The sequence below is a fragment of the Chryseoglobus sp. 28M-23 genome (assembly GCF_014789785.1).
In the GTDB taxonomy this organism is placed as follows: Bacteria; Actinomycetota; Actinomycetes; order Actinomycetales; family Microbacteriaceae; genus Microcella; species Microcella indica.
This window is the reverse complement of record NZ_CP061846.1, coordinates 693,669-713,816: the sequence shown is the minus strand read 5'-3', so window position 1 is coordinate 713,816 and position 20,148 is coordinate 693,669. Positions and strand designations below refer to the sequence as shown.

The following is a 20,148-nucleotide window of genomic DNA, read 5'->3' as shown; positions in this document are numbered from 1 at the left end:
GTCTAGGACGTGCGGCTGATGCTCGCCGACCTGCGCCCGACTCAGTCCTCGTCGTCGTCGCTCGAGACGATCCTCGAGCGCGAGGCCTCCTCGATGTCCGGCGCGAGCTCGTCGGCGACGAGCCCGTCGGGATCGTAGGCGCCCGTGCGATATCCAGAGCGGCCGACCATGTGGGCCGAGATGGGCGAGGTCAGCATCTGGAAGACGATGACGGGCAGCAGGAGCAGGAGCGCGACCCAGCTGCGGACGCTCAGGGCGAGCGCGATGACGATGAGGATCAGACCGAGGATCTGCGGCTTCGTCGCCGCGTGCAACCGTGCGAGAGCATCCGGAAAGCGGATGAGGCCGACCGCGGCGGCCAGCGAGAGCGCCGCTCCCACGACGAGGAGGACGGCCGAGGAGATGTCGAGGATCGTGTCCCAGGGTTCGAGCTCGACCATCACGGCACGTCCTTCCGCCACGGGCTGCCCTCGGTCTTCGTCACGAAGCGCGCGACCGCAACGGTGCCGAAGATCGCGGTCGCCGCGAGGATGACCATGAGCGGGATCGTGCGCGTGTGGGCGTTGATGACCATCTCCGTCGCGACCACGAGGATGAGCGTCGTGAGCAGTACATCGGAGGCGATCACGCGATCGAGGATCGTCGGGCCCACGATGACGCGGTACATCGAGATGATCGCCGTCGCGGCGAGCAGGGCGGCGGCAACGCCGTACAGGATCTCGAACATCAGCGCACCAGCTCCCACTCCGCCTTCGACCCGATCGCGGCGATGATGAGTCGCTCCATGCTCAGGGTGTGCTGCCGCGCTTCCTCGACATCGTCGGCGTTCGAGGCGCCGAGGACATGCACGTAGAGCACGGCGTGCCGTCGATCGACCTCGATGACGAGAGACCCGGGAACGAGCGAGATCGTGATGGAGGTGAGGGTCATGATGATGTCGGCTCGTGTGCGCAGCTGCACGCGCACGATCGCACTGCGGGTTCGACCCTTCGGGGCGAACGCGAGCGCCGCCACCTGGAAGGACGCGATGAAGAGCTCGCTGAAGAACTGGGCGAGGAAGGCGATCGCCCAGAAGGGGTTGAAACGGCGCGAGAGCTCGACAGGCGGCAGGTAGAAGACGCGCGTGACGAGCAGAGCGACGACGATGCCCGTGAGGATGGTCAGCACGGAGACGGAGCCCCACAGCATCATCCAGAGGAGCACGAGTGCCACGAGCAGCGGTAGCTGCTGCAGGAAGGTGGCGTGGGCGCGCTCCTCCGACATGGTCGGGAGGTCGCCTTCCGCGGTGTCGTTCCGGGATGCGCCGTCGTTGACGGTGTCGTCGATCATGGCTCCACCCCCTGCGGGAACACGATCTGGATGTACTGCTCGGGCCCGTCGAGGTTGTCGGCGGCGCGATCGGCGAGACCGTAGAGCGGCCCGGCGAAGACCGTGAGCGCGATACCGACGACCACCATGAGGACGGTGCTCACGGTCATCAGTCGTGAGGTCGCACGGGTCGCGGCGATCGTCGTCGTGGAGTGCGGGGCCTCCTCGACCGTGCGCAGGAGCCGCGTCTCGTCGCCCTCGACCTCACCCGCCGGGCGCCAGAACGCGAGGTTCCAGACGCGCACGAGGGCGTAGAGGGTGAGGAGCGAGACGAGAGCACCCGCACCGATGAGGACGTAGGCGAGAGCATCCCCCTGCTCAGCAGCGGCCTGGAAGAGCCCCAGCTTGCCGATGAAGCCGGAGAACGGCGGAATGCCGCCGAGGTTGAGAGCGGGCACGAAGAACAGCACGGCGACGAGCGGCGCACTCGCGAGCAGACCTCCGATGCGCGTGATGGAGGTGCTGCCGGCCTCGCGCTCGACCAGGCCCGCCGCGAGGAAGAGCGTGGTCTGGATGACGATGTGGTGGGCGATGTAGTAGATCGCGGCCGCCGTGCCCGCCGCTGTGCCGAGCGCGACACCGAGGATCATGTAGCCGATGTGGCTCACGAGCGTGAAGGAGAGGATGCGCTTGATGTCCGCCTGGGCGACGGCACCGAGCGCGCCCACGACCATCGTGAGCAGTGCCACGACCATGAGCGCCGCATTGAGCTCAGGGCCGGGGAAGATGACAGTCTCGACCCGGATGATCGCGTACACGCCGATCTTCGTGAGCAGACCCGCGAACGCCGCGGTCACGGGCGCGGGAGCGCTCGGATACGAGTCGGGCAACCAGAACGAGAGCGGGAAGACTGCGGCCTTGATGCCGAAGGCGACAAGGAGCATGAGGTGCAGCAGCACCTGGACGTCGGCAGGCAGGTCTTGCATGCGGGCGGCGACCTGCGCAAGGTTCACGGTTCCGAGAGCACCGTAGACCATCGCGATCGAGGCCAGGAAGAGCAGGGACGACAGGAGGCTCACGATGACGTACGTGACGCCGGCGCGGATGCGCGCCTCCGTGCCGCCGAGCGTGATGAGCACGTAGCTCGCGACGAGGAGGATCTCGAAGCCCACGTAGAGGTTGAAGAGGTCGCCGGAGACGAAGGCGACCATGACACCGGTCGTGAGGATGAGATACGTGGGGTTGTAGATCGAGACCGGCGTCTCCTCGTCGCCGTCGGCGATGCCCTGACCGACCGAGAAGAGCAGCACGGCGAGCAGCACCACGGCCGAGACGAGCACCATGACGGCCGACAGGCGATCGACGACGAGGACGATGCCGAACGGCGCGGACCACCCGCCGAGCTCCATGGCGAGCGGGCCGCCGGCGTCGACCGCGACGAGGAGGGCGATGCCGAGGCCGAGCTCGATGACGAGGGCGACGATCGCGACGATGCGCTGCGCCTGGGGCCGGAAGCCGAGCGCGAGCGTGACCGCCGCGCCGAGCAGCGGCACGAGGACGACGAGGGGTACGAGGGCGGTCATACACGACTCCCCTGATCGCCCGTCGGAAACTCGGTGTCCTCGGCGTCCGGCGCGGTCTCCTCGACCGGCATCTCCACAGCACCCTCGCGCAGGGCGACATCGTCGGCGTCGTCGGAGACGTCGTCAGCGTTCGCGAGGCGCCACGAGCGGTAGATGAGGGCGAGGAGGAAGGCGGAGACCGCGAAGGTGATCACGATCGCCGTGAGGATGAGCGCCTGCGGCAGGGGGTCGGTGTAGGCGTCGTCGGCGACGCCCTCCTCGACGATCGGGGCGATGCCCGCCTCCCCCGCCATGATGAGCAGGAGCAGGTTCACGGCGTTGCCCAGCAGGAGGAAGCCCAGCACGACGCGCGTGAGACTGCGCTCGAGCAGCATGTACACCCCTGCGGCGAAGAGCGCACCCATGGTGATGACGAGGATCAGCGAGATGCTCACGAGCGGCCCTCCGTCATCGAGTCGGGCTTCATCGAGTCGGGCTTCACCGAGTCGGGCTTCACCGAGTCGCCGCGGCGGGCGTTCGCCCGGTCAGAGGCGTCGTCGCCCTGGCGGTCGACCTCGGCGCCGAGGCTGCGCAGCACGTCGAGCACGAGCCCGACGACGACGAGGTAGACGCCGATGTCGAAGATCGTCGATGTCACGAAGGAGACCTCGCCCAGAAGCCAGAGCTCTGCCTCCCAGTAGGTCGAGGTGAGGGCATCCGCGCCGAACAGGAGGGGCACGATCGCGGCGCCCGCGGCGATGGCGATTCCCGTGCCGAGCACTGCACCCGCTCCCAGGGGCACGGCAGCGGTGAGCTCGTGCCGACCGCCCGCGAGGTAGCGCGCGACGAGCGCGAGCCCCGCGATGAGTCCGCCCGCGAAGCCGCCGCCTGGCAGATTGTGCCCTGTGAAAAGCACATAGAGCGACAGCACGATGACGGCGTGGAAGATGAGGCGCACGACGACCTCGAGAAGGATCGACCGATGACGCGGGTCGAGCGTCGGTCCAGCGAGGATCCAGGCATTGCGGCGCTCGCCGGGGATCGACTCGACGCGCGACTGCTGCACACGGGCACGCGCACGCTGCCGCATCGTGACACGCTGCGCCCGCGAGGTGGAGTCGACGCGGCCCCGGATGAAGAGCAGGCTAGCGACGCCGGTCGCCGCCGCGATGACGACGGCGAGCTCTCCCATCGTGTCCCACCCGCGGATGTCGACGAGGGCGACGTTGACGATGTTGCTGCCGTGACCATCGACGAAGGCGAGTTCGGGCCAGGCGAGGGAGATGCGCTCGGTCGTGCGCGCGCCGGCCGCGACGAGTGCGATGAGCACCATGACGACGCCCGCGGCGATCGCGATCACGGCGCGCAGCAGTCGATGATGGCTGCCGTGCCGGTCACCGAGCTTGGCCGGGAGACGGCGCAGCACGAGCACGAACGCGATGAGCGTCACGAGCTCGACCAGAATCTGCGTGATCGCGAGGTCGGGTGCGCCCTGCAGCGCGAACAGCGCTGACATCCCGAATCCCGTGACGCCGACCGTGACGAGCGCGGCGAAGCGCTTCTGCACCTGCGTCGCCGCGATCGCGGCCGCGATCATGACGACGGCGATCGCGAGCTGCGCGGGGTAGTCCCACACCCGCACATCGGTGCGCCAGGTCGAGCCCGCGACGAGGCCCGCGGTCGTGACGGCGATGAAGACGAGCAGGATGACGCCGAGATAGAACGAGAGGGAGCCGCGCTGCGTGAGACTCGTGATCCGCGCGGAGACGCGGTCGACGCCCGACATGACGTCCCAGTACGCCTCGCTCGCGCTCAGCCCCGTCGAGAGCCGCTTCTGCACGGCTGCGACCCGAGTGCGAGCGGCGAAGAGGGCGGCACCGAGCACGATCGTGAGCGCCGAGAGACCGAGCGCGGGCTCGAAGCCGTGCCAGAGGGCGAGCGTGTACGGCTTGCCCTCCGGCGCCTCGAACAGGGCGGGATAGCCCGCGAGGGCACGATCGGCGAGACCTGCGAGCGGCCCGAGGGCGAGCGAGGTGACGGCCAGGACGGTGGGCGCGAGCAGGAAGCCGCGGCGCACGTGCTCGAGCGAGGTGACGTCGTCCACGCCGGCCTTGCGCGCGAACGCACCCCAGAAGAAGCGCAGGCTGTAGGCGACCGTGAAGACCGAGCCGAGAACGACCCCGACCACGGCGACGACGGCGATCGGGTCGCCCGACTCGACGCCCACGAGCAACCCGTGAAGCGCGGTCTCCTTGGCGACGAAGCCGAAGAGCGGGGGGACGCCCGACATCGAGGCGAGCGAGAGGGCCGCGATCGTCGCGAGGATCGGCGAGCGTCGACCGAGCCCGGAGAGCTTGCGCAGGTCGCGAGTGCCCGCCTCGTGGTCGATGATGCCCACGATGAGGAAGAGCGCGCCCTTGAACAGGGCGTGGGCGAGCAGCAGGGCGAGAGCCGCGAGCGCCGTGTCGCGCGTGCCGTAGCCCGCGACGATCGTGAGGAAGCCCAGCTGACTCACTGTCCCGTAGGCGAGGAGGAGCTTGAGGTCGGTCTGCTTGAGCGCGATGTAGCCGCCGAGCAGCATCGTCGCGACCCCGAGCCCGACGAGCACTTCACGCCAGCCCGGCATATCGAAGAACGCCGGCGCGAAGCGGGCGATGAGGTAGATGCCGGCCTTGACCATCGCGGCGGCGTGCAGGTACGCGCTCACGGGCGTGGGCGCGGCCATGGCACCGGGCAGCCAGAAGTGCACGGGCACGATCGCAGACTTCGACAGGGCGCCGACGAGCACGAGGAAGACCGCCGTGGTAGTGAGGGCACCCGCGGGCGAGGAGGAGAGGATCACGTCGAGGGAGGACGACCGAGCCTGCACCGAGAGCAGAACGAGGCCCACGAGCATGACGAGCCCGCCCAGGGTTGTCGTGATGAGAGCCTGCAGGGCGGCACCGCGGCTCGCCCTCCGACCGGTGTAGTGGCCGATGAGCAGGTAGGAGAAGACGCTCGTGGCCTCCCAGAACACGAAGAGCAGGTAGACGTCGTTGGCCGTGACGAGACCGTACATCGCCCCCGCGAACGCCAGCAGTACGGCGGCGAAGCGCCCGAGGCCCGGCTCGTCGTCAGCGAAGTACCAGGAGCAGTAGACGAGCACGAGGCTGCCGATGCCCGTGATGACGAGAGCGAGCACCCAGGAGAGCGGATCCATGCTCAGGTCGAGGGTGAGCTGCAGCTGCGCGACCCACGCGAGACGCTCGATCGGATACCCCTCCGGATCGCCGTCGAGGATCGCGGGCGCCTGCAGCAGGGTGTGCACGAAGGCGCCGAAGGAGACGAGTCCTGCGACGAGGAAGACCCGACGGCCGAGGACGCGCACGAGGGCCGGAAGAATGATCGCGGCCACGCCGAACACCGCTAGGACGAGGAGCAAGCGTCCTCCCTCGGTGTCGGTGCGGCACGAACGGGATGAGGCGCCGCATCGAGCGGAGCTGTGGCTCTAGCCTATCGAGCCGAAGCCGAGAGAATCCCGCGACGGCGCACGGCGAGCTCGGCGAGCAGAGCGGCCATGGCGGCAGGGTCGGGAACGCGGTGCTCGGCGACGGTCGCGGCGGCGCCGACCTTGACGCCGAGGTCGCACTCGCCGAGCGTGCTCAGAGCATCCTCATCGGTCACATCGTCTCCCGCGAAGAGCACGGCGTCGACGCCGAGCCGCTCGCGCAGGATGCGCAGCCCGTCGCCCTTGGTCGCGTCGCGCACGGCGAACTCGACGACGTTCTTGCCGTCGCGCACCGTGAGGCCGGTATCGAGAGAGGATGCCCGCTCGCGCGCGTCGCGCTGGAGCGCGGCCGCGGCATCCTGCTCGACAACGCGCGTGTGCACGGCGAACCCCGCTGGCTTGTCCTCGATCCAGGCGCCGTCGACGGCATCCACGAGCGGGGCGAGCGCAGCACGGAGCGCGTCGACGCGCTCACGATCGGCGGCGTCCACCGCGGGTTCGGGTGCGCCGGCGCCGAGCCTCACCTCGAGACCGTGGGAGCCCACGAGCGGAGTCTCGGGCGCCAGCTGGCCGACGTGGGCGAGACTCTCGAGCGATCGCCCGGAGACGAGGGCGACGACGGTCTCGGGCAGCGCGCGGAGGGCCTCGAGCGCGGCCGCCGCCTCGGGGAGCGCGCGCGCCGAGAGCGGGTCGTCGACCTCGGGCGCGAGGGTGCCGTCGAAGTCGAGCGCGACGAGCAGTCGGGGCGCAGCCGCGACGCGATCGAGAGCGGCGTCGAGTGACGGGGCGAACGGGTCAGCGGGCGTCACATCGACCTCGCCGCGTCGGCGCTCTGCCGCAGCGTGGTGAGGAAGGAGTCAGACCACGAAGAGACATCGTTGTCGCGCACGCGCCTGCGGAGAGAGCGCATGCGTGAGGCACGCTCCTTCTTCGGCATGCGCAGCGCCTTCACCATGGACTCCTTGAGCCCGTCGATGTCGTGCGGGTTGATCAGCAGAGCGTTCTTGAGCTCGTCGGCGGCACCGGCGAACTCGCTCAGCAGCAGCACACCATCGTCGTCGTGGCGGCACGCGACGTACTCCTTCGCCACGAGGTTCATGCCGTCGCGCAGCGCGGTGACGAGCATGATGTCGGCGGCGAGGTAGAGCGCGGCCATCTCCTCGCGCGGGTAGCCGTGGTGCAGGTAGGCGATCGCGCTGTGGCTGATCGTCGAGTACGTGCCGTTGAGGCGCCCGACCGTGAGCTCGATCTCGTCGCGCAGCTGCATGTACGCGGCGACGCGTTCGCGGCTGGGGCTCGCGACCTGCACGAGCACGGCGTCGCCGACCTCGATGTCGCCGTCCCGCAGCAGCTCGCCGTACGCCTTCAGACGGTGGCGGATGCCCTTCGTGTAGTCGAGCCGGTCGACGCCGAGCATGATCGTCGTGGGGTTGCCGAGCTCCTCGCGAATCTGCCGCGCGCGCTCGATCGTCTCGGGGCGGCGCGCGAGCTCCTCGAAGCTCGCGACGTCGATGGAGATGGGGAATGCCTTCGCGATCGCGATGCGCTCCGGCCCGCCGTCGGGGCTCGGTACGCGGATGCTCGTGCCCTTCGTCGTCGTCGGCCCGTACAGTCGGCGCACGGCGCGCGTGAAGTTGCCCGCGTCGGCGACGCGCTGGAAGCCGATGAGGTCCGCACCGAGCAGCCCTTCGACGATCTGACGGCGCCACGGCAGCTGCGCGTAGATGCCGTACGGCGGGAAGGGGATGTGGTTGAAGAACCCGATGACGAGGTCGGGGCGCTGCGCCCGCAGCATCGCGGGCACGAGCTGCAGCTGGTAGTCCTGCACCCACACCGTCGCGCCCGGCGCAGCGACCTCCGCCGCTGCATCGGTGAAGCGCTGGTTGACGACCTGGTAGGCCTCCCACCACTCGCGGTGGTAGCTCGGCGCGGCGATCACGTCGTGGTACAGCGGCCACAGCGTGTCGTTGCTGAAGCCCTCGTAGTAGCGCTGCACCTCGAGCGCGCTCAGCGGAACGGGCACGAGATCGATGCCGTCCTCTGTGAACGGCTCGAGCTCGAGGTCGGGCTTCCCGGCCCAGCCGACCCAGGCGCCTTCGGAGGCGCGCATGACGGGTTCGAGCGCGGTGACGAGCCCGCCCGGCGAGCGCCGCCAGTGGGCGGTGCCGTCGGGCTCGACGACGCGATCGACGGGAAGTCGGTTGGAGACGACGATGAAGTCGTTCTGGCTGGAGTCGGTCATGGCGCGCGTGCGTCTCCTCGTGGGGATGCGTCGAAATGGCGGGGGCCGGCGGTCGTCACCGTATCAGCCGAAGGTCAGAGACCTCCCAGAGTCCCGATGGCCGGCGTGCGCGGTTCGCCCGCGCGTCACCGAGAGTTCACGGGTCGCTCCCGCGCCGCCGCCCGGGTCGCGACGTACAGTGACGGTGTGACTCAGATCGGCATGGGTACGACGAGCGTCCTCCCCCGACGCCTGCGCGACGCCTTCCGCCTCGCGGCGGAGGCCGGCTTCGACGGCATCGAGGTCATGATCACGAGCGACCGCGGCACGCACGACCCCTCGCGATTGACCGCTCTCAGCGAAGAATTCGGGATGCCCGTGCTGAGCATCCACGCACCGGTACTGCTCTTCAGCAGCCACGTCTTCGGCCGCAACCCTCTCGTCAAGCTGCGCCGCAGCGTCGAACTGGCCGACGCCCTGGGCGCGACGACCGTCGTCGTGCACCCGCCCTACCGCTGGCAGCGCCGCAGCGCCGCGCTCTTCGTCGAGACCGTGCGGCGGCTCTCCGAGCGGTACGGCATGCGCATCGCGGTGGAGAACATGTTCCCCGTCACGCGAGGCGGCATCGAGCACGACCCCTTCGCCCCCGGCTGGAACCCCGGCGCGCTCGACGTCGACGCGCTCACCCTCGACTTCTCGCACGCGGGCATGAGCGGGCGGTCGGCTGCGGACCTCGCGCACGAGTGGGGCTCGCGCCTGCAGCACGTGCACCTGTGCGATGCGGCGTGCACCGAACCAGGGGGCGCATTGCTCGACGAGCACCTCGTGCCCGGGCGCGGCGCCCAGCCGGTCGCGGAGGTGCTGCAGGGTCTCGCCGACTCGGGGTTCGCTGGCCACATCATCGCCGAGATCAACACGCGCGCGTGCGGTCGCGATGACGAGCAGCGTGTCGCCTGGCTGCGGGAGACGCTCGAGTTCGCCCGCTCTCACACGCGCGTGCTGCACTAGCTCGCTCCCCCGGCCTCCGCACTGCTCACGCCATCGACGGCGCGAACCTCCTCAGCACCGCCCGGCGTCGCGCCCGACCCGCGGCCAGGCGCGCGACGATGAGCGAGATCGCCGTGAGGATCACGAGGCTCACGGCCGCGGAGAGCGCCCGGTCCGCCGAGCCGCCCGCAATGATCGCCGTGAGGCCGTCGGTCGCGTGCGAGAGCGGCAGCACGGCGCTCAGAGCCGGGAAGGGCGCGGCGAGCGCCTCGATGGGGACGACGCCGCCCACGACGATGACCTGCACGGCGAGCGCGAGAAGCGACACGACCAGGCCGCCACGACCCAGCCACTGGGCGAGGGCGACGTGGAGCGCGGTGAAGGCGAGCGCGATGAGCGTCGTCAGGCCGAGGACGGCGGGGGCGAGCGCCCACGAGACTCCCGCGACGGTGTGCGCGAGCAGAGTGACGAGGCCTGCTTGCGCGAGGGAGACCCCGGCGAGCAGCAGCAGTCGGCGCCGCAGCAGGGCTCCCGCCCCGAGCGGAGACCCCACGATCGCGGCACCGCGGGCGGGCAGCGCGAGGGTCACGGCCATGGCCCCGAACCACAGGCCGAGCGGGCCGAGGACGGCGATGATGAGCCCGCCGATCCCCTCGAGCGGATTCGCACGGTTGGTCTCGAGCGCGATGGGCTCGGTGACGGCATCGGGCACGGTCGCGACATCGTCGGGTACGGATGCTGCGCCCTCGTCGAGGCCAGCCGCGAGTTCCTCCGTGCCGGCCGCGAGCTCGCTCGCGCCGGCGGCGAGCTCGGCGTTGCCGGTGGCGAGCTGCGCAGCGCCGTCGGCGAGCGTGTAGGCGCCATCCCTCGACTGGCCGAGCCCGTCGGCGAGCTCGCCGAGCCCAGCCGCGAGGCCTCGGGCTCCCCCGCGCAGCGCGGCGCTCTCGCTCGAGAGAGCTGCGGCACCGCTCGCGCTGTCGCTCACGCCCGCCTGGATGCCGGCGAGCGCCGGAGTGACCTGCGCGCTCGTGCCGATAGCCGTCGCGGCGAGGGTCTGCGCCTCGACGAGCGTCGCCTGCGCCTCTGCGATGGTCTGAGCGCTCGCGCCAGACGTCTGCGCCTCGTCCACGGCCGCTTGGGCCTGCACGACGAGAGAGTTGGCGAGGCTCGACACGTTCGCGACGGCACCGCTGAGCGCGCCGAGCGCGCCTGCGGCCGTGTCGAGCTGGCCGAGCCCGGAGGCCAGGGCGTCCACGCCCTGCGTATACCCGCTGATGCCGGAGGAGAGCGCCGCGGCGCCGTCGGCCGACTCGCGCGCGCCCGCCGTCGCCGAGCCCAGCCCGCTGCCGAGCGCACTCGCGCCGCTCCCGAGGCCGGAGACGCCGTCTCCGATCTCCCGCACGCCACCCGCGATCTCGCGGGAGCCTTCGGCGAGATCGCTCGCGCCACCCGCGGCGGTCTCCAGCGACTCGCCGAGCTCGCCGAGCCCGCCCGCGAGCTCGTCGATGTAGAGGGCGGTGATCTCGGAGCCGAACTGTGCGACGAGGCCGCTGCCGATGGCCTGCATGACCGAGCCGGCCAGGTAGCTGTGGGCGTCGTCGGTCGCGACGCGGATGGACGCCGGCTGGGCATCCGTCTCCGAAATCGTCGTGAGCGACGCGGAGAAGTCGGAGGGGATCGTGACGACGGCGTAGACCTCGCCCGCCTCGAGGGCTCGCGCCGCCTCCTCCTCGCCCGTGGGGGTCCAGTCGAAGCCCACCGAGTCGGGGCCGGTGAGCTCGGTGACCAGCTGACGGCCCGCGAGGAAGAGCTGCTCCTCGCCGTCGGCGCCCACCGTCGTGACCAGTTCGTCGTTGTTGACGATCGCCGCGGGGATGCGGTCGAGCGCCTCGTCGCCGTCGCCGACCGCGGCGAGCGCGAGCCCCACCAGGCTGAGCGGCACGAGCACGGCGCCGACGACCGTCGCGATGCGGCGCCGGGAGCGCCGGGCGGGCTGGGGTGCGGAGCTGTCGGTCATGAGAGGAGGGCCTCCGGGGTTCGGGCGTCGTGGGCGCCGGCGGGCGCGAGGGGGTCGAGCGTGAGCGCTGCGGCGTCCTCGCTCGCAGCGTCGCCCGTGACGAGGCGGGCTGGCTGCGGCTCGGCGAGGGCGACGATGAGGGCGTCGGCGGCGTCGACGGTCGGGCGTGCGAGACCTCCCGCATCGATGAGGTGCACGGTGGAGCCGTGCGATGCGGCGAGGGCGGCGAGGCCGAGCGCACGGCGTTCGGGCGACAGCGACACGAGGGTGTCGTCGAGCTCGACGGTCGCGAGCGGGGCGGCGGCGCCGCCCAGCCGTCGAGCGGTCGCCGTGACTCCCCGCCACCAGCGCTCGATCTCGCGCTGCCCCATGCGCCCGGGGCGTGCCGCACGATGCTCGGTCGCGAGCTCGCGCACCGTGAGGGTCGGGTCGAGACGATGGGGCTCGAGCTCGAGCAGGCTCACGCGCTCGCTCGCGGCACCCGCCTCGGAGGGCAGAAGGGCACCGGCGACGCGCGCGCGTCCGCTCGGTGCGGCGAGATAGCCGGCGAGGGTCGCGAGCACGAGACCGCGCTCGGCAGGTGCCGCATCGACGAGGACCCCCGCACCCGATTCGACCCGCAGGCTGAGGGTCTTCTCCGTGCCGGCGATCTCGAGCCGGTCGGCGACGACCTCGGCGTCTCCTGCCGCGACCGCCCACCGGGCCGTATCGCGATGGTGCCGCAAGCGGGCGCCTTCGACGTCGAGATCGGGCAGCAACCGGTCGAGGAAGCGCGGGAACCACCAGCCCGCGCGACCGAAGAGCGTCATGAGCGCGGGGCCGAGAAGCATGCGCACGACGAACGCGTCGACGGCGATGCCGACGGCGAGTCCGAGGGCGATGGGCTTGATGAGCCCCGCACCCTCGGGCACGAAGGCGGCGAAGACGAAGAACATGATGAGCGCCGCGGCCGTGACAACGCGGGCTCCGGTCGTGAAGCCCTCCTCGATCGCCTCTCGCGGGGTCGCGCCGTGCACGTGCTCTTCGCGCATGCCCGAGACGAGGAAGACCTCGTAGTCCATCGCGAGGCCGAAGAGCACCGCCATGAGGATGATCGGCATGAAGCTCAGGATGGGGCCGGGCTCGGCGTGGAGCAGCTCGGCGCCCCATCCCCATTGGAAGACCGCGACGGTCACGCCGATCGCGCTGCCGACCGTGAGGAGGAAGCCGAGAGCGGCCTTGACGGGCACAAGCACGGAGCGGAAGACGGCCATGAGGAGCACGATCGAGAGGCCGACGACGATGATGCCGAAGGGCACGAGGGCCCCCGTGAGGCGCGTCGAGATGTCGATGCCGACCGCGGTCACGCCCGTCACCGCGAGAGGCGTGCCGTAGTCCTCCTCGACCTGCTGACCGAGCTCGCGCAGCTCGGCGACGAGCGCCTTCGTCTCGGGCGCATCGGGCGCGGTCGTCGGGGCGACGCGGAAGATCGCGAGCTCCAGGCCCGGCGACGGGATGCCCTGGCTCACGCTCGCGACGCCGGGGAGCGCCTCGAGCTCCGCCCCGATGTCCTCCAGGTCGTCGACGATGTCGGTGGTCTGCGTGATGTCGAGGGTCACGAGGAGCGGCCCCGCGGTGCCCGGCCCGAAGGACTCGGCGATGAGGTCGTAGGCGATGCGCTGCGTCGAGCCCTCGGGCTCCTTGCCGCCGTCGGGCAGATTGAGGTCGAGGGAGAACGCGGGGATCGAGATCGTGCCGAGCACGAGTACGACGCCGACGGTCGAGAGGATCGGGCGGCGCATGACGCCGCGCACCCAGCGGCGCCCCATCGTCGGGCGGCTCGCCGCCGTGGGGTGCGAGCGCTTCCAGGCGCGCGAGCCCTCTCGCGGGATGAGCCGATCGCCCGCGAGCCCCATGAACGCCGGGAGCAGCGTTGTCGCTGCGAGCATCGCGACGGTCACCGCGACCGCAGCGCCGATGCCCATGACGGAGAGGAACGGCACGCCGACCACCAGGAGCCCGAGCAGGGCGATGATGACCGTCACGCCCGCGAACACGACGGCACTGCCCGCGGTGCCCACAGCGATGCCGGCCGACTCGAGTGGCCGCTCGCCTCGGGCGAGCTGGGTGCGGTGTCGGGACAGGATGAAGAGCGAGTAGTCGATGCCGACCGCGAGCCCGATCATGAGGGCGAGCAGGGGCGCGGAGCTCGAGACGGGCACGAAGGCCGCCACGCCGAGGATGCCGCCGAGCGAGATGCCGATGCCGATGAGGGCGGCCGCGAGCGGCATGCCTGCGGCGAGGAGCGACCCGAAGGTCACGATGAGGACGGCTCCGGCGACGAGCACGCCGATGACCTCGATGATCGTGATGCCGACCGTGGTGTTCTGGAACACCTGCCCGGCGAACTCGACCCGCACATCGCGCGCATCGGCGGTCGCGGTGATCGCGTCGAGGGTCTCGGTCGAGATCGACTGGGAGGTGCCCTCCAGGCTCGCCTGCACGATCGCGACCGACTCGTCGTCGCTCACCTGGTTGCTCGCGAACTCGTCGAACGGGCCGAGGACGGTCTCGACGCCGGGGATCGACTCGAGGTCGGCCATGAGCGCGTCGATCTCGCCGCGGATGTCGGCGTCCGTCACGAGGGAGTCGTCCTCGGGCGCGACGACGGCCTGCACCGTGGTGCCGGCGGCCTCGGGGAAGAGCTGGTCGAGCTGGTCGAGCGCCTCCTGCGACTCGGTGCCAGGAATCGAGAAGCTCTCGTCGGTCTGGCCGCCGAGGCTGAGGCCCACGCCGAGTGCCGCCGCGAGGGCGATGACCCACACGGTGATGACGAGCGCGGCGCGGCGGAAGGCGAAGCGCCCGAGACGGTAGAGGAGGGTGGCCACGTCAGTCCTTGGGGGTCGAGTCGGCGAGGGAGGCGGGGGCGAGCGAGTGCTCGGAGGGCACGAGCAGTTCGTGCAGGATGACCAGGAGTGCGCCGCGCAGGTCGACGACGTCGATCTCGCCGCTGAGGCCGAGACGCTCGGCGGCCGCGAGCGTGTAGGCGACTCCGCCGAATGCGACGCCGAAGCGCAGCTTCTCCATGGTCGAGCCGCTCGCGAGCCGGAAGAGTTCGGCGACGCGGCGCATGATCTCGGTCGAGCGGTGCATGACGGGAACGTCGTCGAGCGTCGCGCCCTGGTTGATGATGAGGGGCACGACCTCGCGGTGCCGCAGCAGCAGGTCGACGAAGCTCTCGACGAAGTCTGCGTGGTGCAGGCCGCTCGCCGTGTCGATCGAGTCAAGCAGGCGATCGAGGTCGTCGACCGCGGGGCTCACGATGTCGGCGAGCAGGAGCTCCTTCGACGCGAAGTGGTAGAGCACGCTCGCCTTCGACGTGCCGGCGAGATCGGCGATGCGCTGCAGCGAGGTGGCCGCATACCCGGAGGTCGCGAACTCGGCAAGCGCGATCGCGCGCAGTTCGTCATGGAGAGTCACGGCGGCCACGTTAGTTGACCGATCGGTCAGGAACTGACCATTCGGTCAGATGCCAAGGTTGCGCTGGGCGACTTCCCAGCCCCGCGCAACAGCCTGGACACGAACTGGACGCTGGCGGCATCCGCACCGGGTAGGGGCGATAGCGTGGAGCACACACGACGAGGGAAGGTCACCGCATGCGCAAGTACATCCTCAACGGTGCCGTGGTGAGCGCCGTGTTCTCCGCCTGGAATGTCATCTCGACCACTCGGCACGGCCCGCGCGACTGGCGCCTCGCCCTCATGTGGGCCAGTTGGGGCATTAGCGTCGCAATCGCCGTCGGCACCGTGATGGAAGAGAACAAGGCGATCGACGCCCCCGGCATCGACGACTAGAGCGTCGCCAGGCACGAAAAAACCCCGGCAGCTGGCGAGAGCGAACCGGGGTTTTCGTACACCCCCCGGGACTTGAACCCGGAACCCACTGATTAAGAGTCAGTTGCTCTGCCAATTGAGCTAGAGGTGCGTAGGCCTTGACGGCCGAGAGGAAACACTACCACCGCGGCGGGGCGGCCTCCACTCGGGCGGCATTCAGCGAGCATCCGGCCCGCATTCATACACTGAGACCCTCACCGCGGAGCCGACCTGCGCCGCGCATCCCGTTCACGCAAGGAGCCCCCCATGGCCAGCACGCGCCTCGAGGCGGGAACCCCCGCCCCCACCTTCAGCCTCCCCGACAAGGATGGCAACCCCGTCTCGCTCGGCGACTTCGCCGGCCAAAAGGTCGTGCTCTACTTCTACCCCGCGGCCTCGACGCCCGGCTGCACGACGCAGGCGTGCGACTTCCGCGACAACCTCGCCTCGCTCGCGAGCGCCGGCTACCAGGTGCTCGGCGTCTCGAAGGACGAGGGGGATGCCCTGCGGCAGTTCGCCGACGAGCAGAACCTGACCTTCCCGCTCCTGAGCGACCCCGGCCTGGCCGTGCATCACGCCTACGGCACCTACGGCGAGAAGTCGATGTACGGCAAGACCGTGACGGGAGTCATTCGCTCGACCTTCGTGATCGACGAGCAGGGCATGCTCGAGCACGCGCTCTACAACGTCAAGGCGACCGGCCACGTCGCGAGCCTGCGCAAGAAGCTCGGGCTCGACTGAGGTCGCCGCCCGTCAGCCGCGGCGGGAGAGGTGCTCGGTCACGCTCGGCGTGAGCGCGAGAATGATCCCCAGCACCGAGGGGATGATGATCCACGACGCGATGTCGGGCCGCGGCACGAAGCCCTGAAGGCTGCCGACGCCGATCGCGAGCTGCAGGAAGTGGTAGACGAGGATGCTGCCGCGCGTCCACGCCCGGGCCCGCCACACGCCCACCGTCATCGCCACCAGCCACACGACCACGAGCGCGGTGAGGCCGACGAGTGCGAGCGCCGTCACCGGGAAGTCTGCCTGCTGCCCCACGAGCTCGATCGTCAGAGCGACCGTCACGACCGCGAGAAAGACCGCCTCCAGCGCCAGGATGGTGACGAGCAGGATGACGAGAGGTGTCCGCCGGGTGTCCGACACGAGAACCGTCCTATACAAAGCTATTGATTTGACTCAGGCCCTGTGAGAGCCTATATGCGGTTGATCTGACGCCTACAGTGACGTGGGCGGCATCCCTCTCAGTCTCACTCGCCCCAACTTTCGTCGGTGAGTTCACGGATGTAGCGCGTCCCCAACCTCACTCGACGTGCTACGGCAATGCACAAAGGAGCACGTCCCATGGATTGGCGCGACAAAGCAGCCTGCCTCACCGCTGACCCGGAGCTCTTCTTCCCGGTCGGCAACACTGGTCCCGCTGTGGACCAGATCGAGAAGGCCAAGACCGTCTGCGGCCGCTGCTCGGTCACCGAGACCTGCCTGCAGTACGCCCTCGAGACCAACCAGGACTCCGGCGTGTGGGGCGGCCTCAGCGAAGACGAGCGCCGCGCCCTCAAGCGCCGCGCCGCCCGCGCGCGCCGCGCCTCCTGACCGTCTAGCGCTCAGCCCGTCTCGGGCTCAGCCGGCTCCGCCGCTCCACTCGTCGAACGAGTCCCATCCGCCGCGCGCGGAGAAGACCCGACCCCCGACGAGCAGAGCCGGTCCGTCGTCTCCCGCCTCGACGACGCGCCCGATCACCCGGAACCCTCCGGGCAGCGACTGCCCAGGGCCCGTCGCCGGCGGGAACGTCGCGAGCAGCGAGTGGTCCTCCCCGCCCACGATCACGTGCGGCAGACGGGAAGCATCCACCCCCGCCGCCATGCACACGGCGGCCGCGTCGAGGTCGAGGCTCACGCCGCTCGCGCGTGCAATGCGCCGGGCGTCGAGGGCGAGGCCGTCGCTTAGGTCGAGCATCGAGGTGGCTCCCGCGAGCGCGGCGGCAACGCCGTCCGCGATCGGGGGGCGCGGCGTGAGCTGGTCGGCTACGGCGCCGGGATGCTCGGAGCGCAGTCGCGCGGCGGCCCCAGCATCCGGCACCCCCTCGTTGTCGACCGCGTGCTCGAACAGCAGCGCGAGCCCCTCAGCGGCCGAACCCAGTGAGCCGGAGACCGCAACCACGTCTCCCACGCGCGCGCCGTCGCGCCGCACGGGCTCGCGCCCCTCGAGGTCGCCGAACGCGGTCACGGCGATCGTGAGGGTCGGCGAGACGCTCAGGTCTCCCCCGACGACACCGCATCCCGGCGCGAGCTCGGCGCACGCCTCGCGCAGCCCGTCGGCCAGGGCCTCGAGGTCACTCACGGGCGTTTCGGCCGGTGCTGCGAGCGCCACGACGAGTGCCGTCGGTCGCGCGCCCATCGCTGCGACATCGCTGAGGTTCGTCGCCGCAGCCTTGAACCCCAGGTCGTGCAGGCTCGACCAGGCCAGCCGGAAGTCGGGGCCGTGGATCATCATGTCGGTCGTCACCACGTAGCGGCCGTCGGCAGCCGCGAGCACCGCCGCGTCGTCGCCGGGGCCCAGCACGGTCGCCGCGCTCGGCGGCAGGCGCGGGATGATGCGGGCGAGGGCGTCGAGCTCGCCGACGGAACCGAGAGTGTCGGCCCCGCGGCTCGACTCTGCAGCGGCCCGCGTGCCCGCGCCCTCGGGAGGGCTCGACTCGGCTTCGCTCATGCGCTCAACGGTAGCCTGAACGACGATGACTACCCGCTCCCCCCTCCTGGCCCTCGGCGTCGCCACCCTCGCCATCGTGCCCCTCGCCGGCTGCGCTCCGACCGTGCCGCTCGAGGCGGCGCCCGAGGCGAATGCTGTGGCGTGCGCCGAGATCTCGGTGCGGCTGCCGCAGACGATCGGCGAGCTCGACCGCCGCAGCACGAACGCGCAGGCCACTGCCGCCTGGGGCGAGCCCACGGCTGTGATCTACCGGTGCGGGCTGCCCGATCTCGGCCCGAGCGACCTGCCGTGCTTCGACGTCGACGGCGTCGACTGGCTGCTCGACGAGAGCGATGCCCCGCAGTACGTCTTCACGACCTACGGCCGCACGCCCACGACCGAGGTCATCGTCGACATCACCTACATCGCCGGCGCGGACGCGGTGCGCGCCATCAGCGGAGCGGTCGCCGCCACTCCGGCCGAGGCCCGGTGCCTCGCCGCCACCGACGTCTTCGGCGGCGGCAGGGTAGCACCCTCCACCGACTAGCGCCCCGCGCATCCCCGCTCGCCCCGCCCGCCCCGGCACCTCCCTCACCGCACGCACCTCGCTCAGCCGAGCACCCCAGCCACCCCGCGCACCTCGCTCAGCCGCGCAGATTCGCCGCATATCGGGAGCATCACGCACCGCGAGCGCCCATTCGTGCCAGATCTGGCACGAGATAGCGCGCGGGTTTGCGCTCGCGCGCCGCAGTCAACGCCGCAGATTCGCCACATAGTGTCGGAATCTCGGGCGACGAGCGTCCATCTGCGCCAGATCTGGCACCAACGCGGGCGCGCGAGGCGCGCGGGCGCGCGTGCGGCGCCGCTACGCGCGGGGGCCGTCGAGGCCGACGAGCTTGCCGGCGATGCCGCCCGCGGCTCGCAGCGCGGCGCCGCCGCCGAACCCGGCCTGGGGAAACACGACGCGGCGGTCGCGAGCCTCGGTGAGAGCATCCACGAGAACGGTCGCGGCAGGCTGCTGCGGCGCCCACAGGTACAGCGAGAGCGCGCCGGGAATCGTGTTGACCTCGTTGACGTAGAGCTCGCCGCCCGCCTCGTCGAGCAGCAGGTCGACGCGCACGATGCCCGTGAGCCGGGTGACGTCGGCGACGCGCTCGGCGAGTTCGCGCGCCCGCGCGTGCACCGCGTCAGGCACCTCGGCCGGGAACTCGCGGGGAGCGCTCGTGAGGCCAGCATCGGCACCGGCCCCGCCCGCGAGGTACTTCTCGGCATAGCTGTAGAGCGCACTGCCGGCGGGCCCGCGCAGCGGCTTCTCGAGCTGCGTGATCTCGAGGGTCGGGAAGGTGCGGAAGGCGATGTTGAGGTCGACGAGCTCGGGGCGGTACGGCTCGACCACGGCGCCCGTGCGCAAGTGCACGCTGCTGGCCGCGAGAGCGCGGGCCGCCGCCACGTCCTCGGCGATCTCGATGCCGATCGAGGAGCCGCCGAAGCGCGGCTTGACGATGTAGGGGCCCTCGAAGGCGGGCTCGGTGAGCGTCGACACCGCTTCGCGGGGAAGGCTCGGGATGCCCGCGGCCGACATGAGGCCGCCGAACGCGAGCTTGTCCATGCCCACGGCGCCGGCGAACAGCGTGGACCCGGTCGCCGGAATGCCGAGGAGCGAGAACACCGCTGCAGCGCCGCCGCCCTCGCCGACGCCGCCGTGCAGGCACAGCAGGGCCGCCTCGAGGTCGAGTCGCTCGGCGCCGAACGTCTTGCGGCGGTACAGGCCGGGGTCCCCGGAGACGCGCGCCTCGAGCGGCATCGAGTCGCGCGGCGCGCCCTCGAGGTAGTCCTTCGCCTCGGTGCCCGCGGGCACGCGGAACCAGTCCCCCGTCGGCGACCAGTAGATCGGCACGACGTCGTGACCGGCAGCGGTCAGGACGCGTTCTGCCTGGAGACCCGTGAGGATCGAGATCTCATGCTCGGGGCTCGGACCGCCGAAGACGACGGCCCAGGGGGCGGTTCCAGCCATGTGCACCTTAATC

At 70.8% G+C, this 20,148-nt stretch carries 19 protein-coding genes and 1 tRNA gene; 5 read left to right on the top strand and 15 right to left on the bottom strand.

Annotated features, from left to right (window positions below):
* Positions 1 to 41: 41 nt before the first annotated feature.
* The 8 genes from mnhG to IE160_RS03480 all read right to left on the bottom strand — a co-directional run bounded on the left by mnhG (position 42) and on the right by IE160_RS03480 (position 8,599).
* Positions 42 to 440: a monovalent cation/H(+) antiporter subunit G gene (mnhG, locus tag IE160_RS03515; protein WP_191151677.1), complete on the bottom strand. Its 399-nt coding sequence runs from the start codon at positions 438 to 440 to the stop codon at positions 42 to 44.
* Positions 440 to 727: an MrpF/PhaF family protein gene (locus IE160_RS03510; protein ID WP_191151676.1), complete on the bottom strand. Its 288-nt coding sequence runs from the start codon at positions 725 to 727 to the stop codon at positions 440 to 442. The genes mnhG and IE160_RS03510 overlap by 1 nt, the downstream gene beginning before the upstream one ends.
* Complete coding sequence (locus IE160_RS03505) at positions 727 to 1,329, bottom strand: Na+/H+ antiporter subunit E (RefSeq protein ID WP_191151675.1); 603 nt, start codon at positions 1,327 to 1,329, stop codon at positions 727 to 729. Before IE160_RS03505 ends, IE160_RS03510 begins: the two co-directional genes overlap by 1 nt.
* Positions 1,326 to 2,891 carry a Na+/H+ antiporter subunit D gene (locus IE160_RS03500; protein ID WP_191151674.1) on the bottom strand — a complete coding sequence of 522 codons (1,566 nt, stop codon included), beginning with the start codon at positions 2,889 to 2,891 and terminating at the stop codon, positions 1,326 to 1,328. Before IE160_RS03500 ends, IE160_RS03505 begins: the two co-directional genes overlap by 4 nt.
* Positions 2,888 to 3,325, bottom strand: a complete 438-nt coding sequence (locus IE160_RS03495; protein ID WP_191151673.1) for a Na(+)/H(+) antiporter subunit C — start codon at positions 3,323 to 3,325, stop codon at positions 2,888 to 2,890. Before IE160_RS03495 ends, IE160_RS03500 begins: the two co-directional genes overlap by 4 nt.
* Complete coding sequence (locus tag IE160_RS03490) at positions 3,322 to 6,291, bottom strand: Na+/H+ antiporter subunit A (protein ID WP_191151672.1); 2,970 nt, start codon at positions 6,289 to 6,291, stop codon at positions 3,322 to 3,324. The genes IE160_RS03495 and IE160_RS03490 overlap by 4 nt, the downstream gene beginning before the upstream one ends.
* Before the next feature lie 71 nt (positions 6,292 to 6,362).
* On the bottom strand, positions 6,363 to 7,166 hold the full coding sequence (gene otsB / locus IE160_RS03485; RefSeq protein ID WP_191151671.1) for a trehalose-phosphatase: 804 nt from the start codon (positions 7,164 to 7,166) through the stop codon (positions 6,363 to 6,365).
* The gene (locus IE160_RS03480; protein ID WP_191151670.1) at positions 7,163 to 8,599 is read right to left on the bottom strand and encodes an alpha,alpha-trehalose-phosphate synthase (UDP-forming); all 1,437 of its coding nucleotides are present in this window, start codon (positions 8,597 to 8,599) and stop codon (positions 7,163 to 7,165) included. Before IE160_RS03480 ends, otsB begins: the two co-directional genes overlap by 4 nt.
* Positions 8,600 to 8,785: 186 nt before the next feature.
* Between IE160_RS03480 and IE160_RS03475 the strand changes: the two genes are divergently transcribed.
* A complete protein-coding gene (locus tag IE160_RS03475; protein ID WP_191151669.1) occupies positions 8,786 to 9,586 on the top strand; it encodes a sugar phosphate isomerase/epimerase family protein in 801 nt (266 codons plus the stop codon).
* 25 nt (positions 9,587 to 9,611) lie between these two features.
* Here IE160_RS03475 and IE160_RS03470 read toward each other — a convergent pair whose 3' ends face one another.
* Genes IE160_RS03470 through IE160_RS03460 form a run of 3 tightly spaced genes read right to left on the bottom strand, consistent with a single transcriptional unit; the run spans position 9,612 to position 15,041 of the window.
* Positions 9,612 to 11,582 carry a YhgE/Pip family protein gene (locus tag IE160_RS03470; RefSeq protein ID WP_191151668.1) on the bottom strand — a complete coding sequence of 657 codons (1,971 nt, stop codon included), beginning with the start codon at positions 11,580 to 11,582 and terminating at the stop codon, positions 9,612 to 9,614.
* The gene (locus IE160_RS03465) at positions 11,579 to 14,449 is read right to left on the bottom strand and encodes an MMPL family transporter (protein ID WP_191151667.1); all 2,871 of its coding nucleotides are present in this window, start codon (positions 14,447 to 14,449) and stop codon (positions 11,579 to 11,581) included. The genes IE160_RS03470 and IE160_RS03465 overlap by 4 nt, the downstream gene beginning before the upstream one ends.
* A 1-nt stretch (position 14,450) precedes the next feature.
* Positions 14,451 to 15,041: a TetR/AcrR family transcriptional regulator gene (locus IE160_RS03460; protein ID WP_191151666.1), complete on the bottom strand. Its 591-nt coding sequence runs from the start codon at positions 15,039 to 15,041 to the stop codon at positions 14,451 to 14,453.
* Positions 15,042 to 15,217: 176 nt separating this feature from the next.
* Here IE160_RS03460 and IE160_RS03455 point away from each other — a divergent pair, with 176 nt between their 5' ends.
* A complete protein-coding gene (locus IE160_RS03455; RefSeq protein ID WP_152581963.1) occupies positions 15,218 to 15,415 on the top strand; it encodes a hypothetical protein in 198 nt (65 codons plus the stop codon).
* Between the two features lie 57 nt (positions 15,416 to 15,472).
* On the opposite strand, the gene IE160_RS03450 is transcribed toward IE160_RS03455, so the two are convergent.
* Positions 15,473 to 15,545: transfer RNA gene (locus tag IE160_RS03450), tRNA-Lys, on the bottom strand.
* Between the two features lie 155 nt (positions 15,546 to 15,700).
* Between IE160_RS03450 and bcp the strand changes: the two genes are divergently transcribed.
* A complete protein-coding gene (gene bcp, locus IE160_RS03445; protein WP_191151665.1) occupies positions 15,701 to 16,174 on the top strand; it encodes a thioredoxin-dependent thiol peroxidase in 474 nt (157 codons plus the stop codon).
* Positions 16,175 to 16,186: 12 nt separating this feature from the next.
* Here the strand turns inward: bcp and IE160_RS03440 are convergent, their stop codons facing one another.
* Entirely contained in the window at positions 16,187 to 16,579 is a 393-nt protein-coding gene (locus IE160_RS03440; RefSeq protein ID WP_191151664.1) for a hypothetical protein, read from the bottom strand.
* Between the two features lie 198 nt (positions 16,580 to 16,777).
* On the opposite strand from IE160_RS03440, the gene IE160_RS03435 reads away from it, so the two are divergent.
* Positions 16,778 to 17,026 (top strand): WhiB family transcriptional regulator, encoded by a 249-nt coding sequence (locus IE160_RS03435; RefSeq protein ID WP_055859575.1) that lies wholly within the window; start codon positions 16,778 to 16,780, stop codon positions 17,024 to 17,026.
* Between the two features lie 27 nt (positions 17,027 to 17,053).
* Here the strand turns inward: IE160_RS03435 and thiL are convergent, their stop codons facing one another.
* The gene (gene thiL, locus IE160_RS03430; RefSeq protein ID WP_191151663.1) at positions 17,054 to 18,142 is read right to left on the bottom strand and encodes a thiamine-phosphate kinase; all 1,089 of its coding nucleotides are present in this window, start codon (positions 18,140 to 18,142) and stop codon (positions 17,054 to 17,056) included.
* A 25-nt stretch (positions 18,143 to 18,167) separates the two neighbouring features.
* Between thiL and IE160_RS03425 the strand changes: the two genes are divergently transcribed.
* Positions 18,168 to 18,668, top strand: a complete 501-nt coding sequence (locus tag IE160_RS03425) for a DUF3515 family protein (RefSeq protein ID WP_191151662.1) — start codon at positions 18,168 to 18,170, stop codon at positions 18,666 to 18,668.
* A 318-nt stretch (positions 18,669 to 18,986) separates the two neighbouring features.
* Here IE160_RS03425 and IE160_RS03420 read toward each other — a convergent pair whose 3' ends face one another.
* Entirely contained in the window at positions 18,987 to 20,135 is a 1,149-nt protein-coding gene (locus IE160_RS03420; RefSeq protein ID WP_191151661.1) for a D-alanine--D-alanine ligase family protein, read from the bottom strand.
* Between the last annotated feature and the right edge of the window lie 13 nt (positions 20,136 to 20,148).